Origin of the sequence: Streptomyces niveiscabiei, from assembly GCF_001419795.1 — a bacterium.
Classification (GTDB): Bacteria; Actinomycetota; Actinomycetes; order Streptomycetales; family Streptomycetaceae; genus Streptomyces; species Streptomyces niveiscabiei.
The window spans coordinates 1-2,077 of the sequence record NZ_LIRL01001185.1 but is presented as its reverse complement, the minus strand read 5'-3'; the positions used below and the strand labels follow the sequence as shown (position 1 = coordinate 2,077).

The following is a 2,077-nucleotide window of genomic DNA, read 5'->3' as shown; positions in this document are numbered from 1 at the left end:
CGGCCCGGGCCGAGGCGGGCGACTGCTCCAGAAGGGTGATGAGTTCGGCCAGTTCCTCCAGGGACCGGTCGGCGACGGCGGCTCGGACGAGGCCGTCGACGGCGGTGCCGGGCGGAGGGGTGTCGGGGGGTGCGAGGCGCTCGCCCCCGGGTATGGCGGTCGGGTTCGGACGGACGGACGGAGAGCGGGTGGTCATGCTGTTCTCCATGAAATGGGTGCGGCCACATCAGCGCCCCCGAGTGCGGCACGCGGCTACCCTGCCCATTAGGGACACCCGTACGGCTTCGCGCCACTCGGGTGAGCCGCTGGGGTGAGCCAAGCCTCTCCAAACCCGCGGTCCGGGAACCTACTAGGCGATACGAACGTCTTGTGCGGGTACCCCGAACAGTGGGAGCCGCGCCGTGCGGCCCCCTCGGACCCCCGGGAGGGGACGTGGACACGACCACGACGGTGATCGTCGTCGCCGCGCTCCTCGCGGCCGTCGTGCTCGCCGCCGCCGTCGCCGTGGCCGTACGGCTCGTGCGGACGCGGCGGGAGCTTCGGCGGGCCGGACTGCCGACCGGGCCGCGCTGGATCTTCTGGGGCGCGGTCCTCTACTTCGTGCTGCCGACCGACCTGTTGCCCGACCCGGTGTACCTGGACGACATCGGGGTGCTGCTCCTCGCGCTCCGTTCCCTCCGCACCTCGTCCAAAGACCTCGTCTGAACCGGATCAACCTTTTCGTCCCCCCGCGTGGTCTCCAGAGCCGGGCACCGAACGCGCCGCGATCACGCACCGTAAGGAAACCAATCACCCGTTCGATTCGTATAAGTCAATGGAAGCCCAAGTGAATCACCGGGCGACGCGACGACGCGGCAGACGACGGCTTGGTCGGCGCAGCACGGAAGAGGAGAGACGATGCAACCGTTCGCGCTCAACTACGCACGCCCGGCGGCGGAGTTCGAGGCCACGACTCCGTACGCCTACGACCCAGGAATGCAGTTGAACGTCACCTCGGACGGGAGGATCGCCGCGGCGGACCTCACCCTGCTCAGGGAACTCGGCACGACGACGTCCACGGCGGGTTCCAAGACGCACTTCGACGACTGAGATGACGGTTCTCATCCTCACCTGCGAGGAGGACGTGACGGCGGACATGGTCGTCGTGCACCTCAACGCGACCGGAGTGCCGGTGGTCCGGCTGGACCCCGCCGACCTGACGGACGGGGTCGCGCTCTCCGGCGAGTACGTGCGCGGCGGCTTCCGCGGCCATCTCTGGGCCGCCGGGCGCCTGTTGAGCATGGACGGCCTGCGGTCGGTGTGGGTACGGCGCCCCGGCGCGCCCGCGTCGCACGCCCCCGAGCCCTCCGAGTGGCTCACGGAGGAGTCCGCGCAGGCCCTGTACGGCATGCTGCGCTCGACGGGCGCGCGCTGGATGAACCATCCGGACGCCGCCCGCCGGGCCCGGCACAAGCCGTGGCAGCTGCGGGTCGCGCAGCAGAGCGGGCTGCCGGTGCCGGCCACGCTGATCACGACGTTCCCGCAGGCCGCGCGGGAGTTCGCGGAGCGGTTCCCGGATCTCGTGGTCAAGCCGGTGTCGGGGGCGCATCCGCAGGAGCCGCCGCGCGCGGTGCCGACGAGCAGGGTCGCGCCGGACGCGGACTTCTCGGCGGTGGCGTTCGGGCCGACGCTGCTGCAACGCCGGGTGCCCAAGCGGGCGGACGTCCGGCTCACCGTCGTCGGTGAGCGGATGCTGGGTGCGCGCAAGGAGGTCGCCGCCGATGCCGGCCCCGACGAGATCGACGTCCGGTTCGCGTCCCCGGCGATGCCCTGGGTGCCGGTCGAGGTGCCGCCCCGGGTCGCCGAAGGGGTCCTCGCGTATCTCCGGGCGGCCGAACTGGCGTACGGCGCCTTCGACTTCGCCGAGGACTCCGACGGGACCTGGTGGTTCCTCGAGTGCAACCAGTCGGGGCAGTTCGGGTTCGTCGAGGTGGAGACGGGGCAGCCGATCGCCCGCACGATCGCGGAGTGGCTGGCGGCGCCGGGGGCGGGGGAACGGGAGTCGTGCGACGGGAGTGACTCGGTGACTGCGTGAGGG

The 2,077-nt window shown here is 71.6% G+C and carries 3 protein-coding genes and 1 pseudogene; 3 read left to right on the top strand and 1 reads right to left on the bottom strand.

Features of this window, described 5'->3' with window-relative positions; all coding sequences use genetic code 11:
* Positions 1 to 196: pseudogene (locus tag AOK24_RS41800) on the bottom strand (hypothetical protein); the annotation flags it as partial.
* Between the two features lie 236 nt (positions 197 to 432).
* On the opposite strand from AOK24_RS41800, the gene AOK24_RS41795 reads away from it, so the two are divergent.
* The 3 genes from AOK24_RS41795 to tgmB all read left to right on the top strand — a co-directional run bounded on the left by AOK24_RS41795 (position 433) and on the right by tgmB (position 2,074).
* Positions 433 to 705, top strand: coding sequence for a YkvA family protein (locus tag AOK24_RS41795; RefSeq protein WP_055725105.1), 273 nt, complete (start codon positions 433 to 435; stop codon positions 703 to 705).
* A gap of 192 nt (positions 706 to 897) precedes the next feature.
* On the top strand, positions 898 to 1,089 hold the full coding sequence (tgmA, locus tag AOK24_RS41790) for a putative ATP-grasp-modified RiPP (protein ID WP_055725104.1): 192 nt from the start codon (positions 898 to 900) through the stop codon (positions 1,087 to 1,089).
* Between the two features lies 1 nt (position 1,090).
* Entirely contained in the window at positions 1,091 to 2,074 is a 984-nt protein-coding gene (gene tgmB / locus AOK24_RS41785) for an ATP-grasp ribosomal peptide maturase (protein WP_055725103.1), read from the top strand.
* The last annotated feature ends 3 nt before the right edge of the window (positions 2,075 to 2,077 follow it).

Coding starts and splice junctions, on each gene's coding strand:
- tgmA (WP_055725104.1), top strand. CDS start 898: ATGCAACCGTTCGCGCTCAACTACGCACGCCCGGCGGCGGAGTTCGAG.
- tgmB (WP_055725103.1), top strand. CDS start 1,091: ATGACGGTTCTCATCCTCACCTGCGAGGAGGACGTGACGGCGGACATG.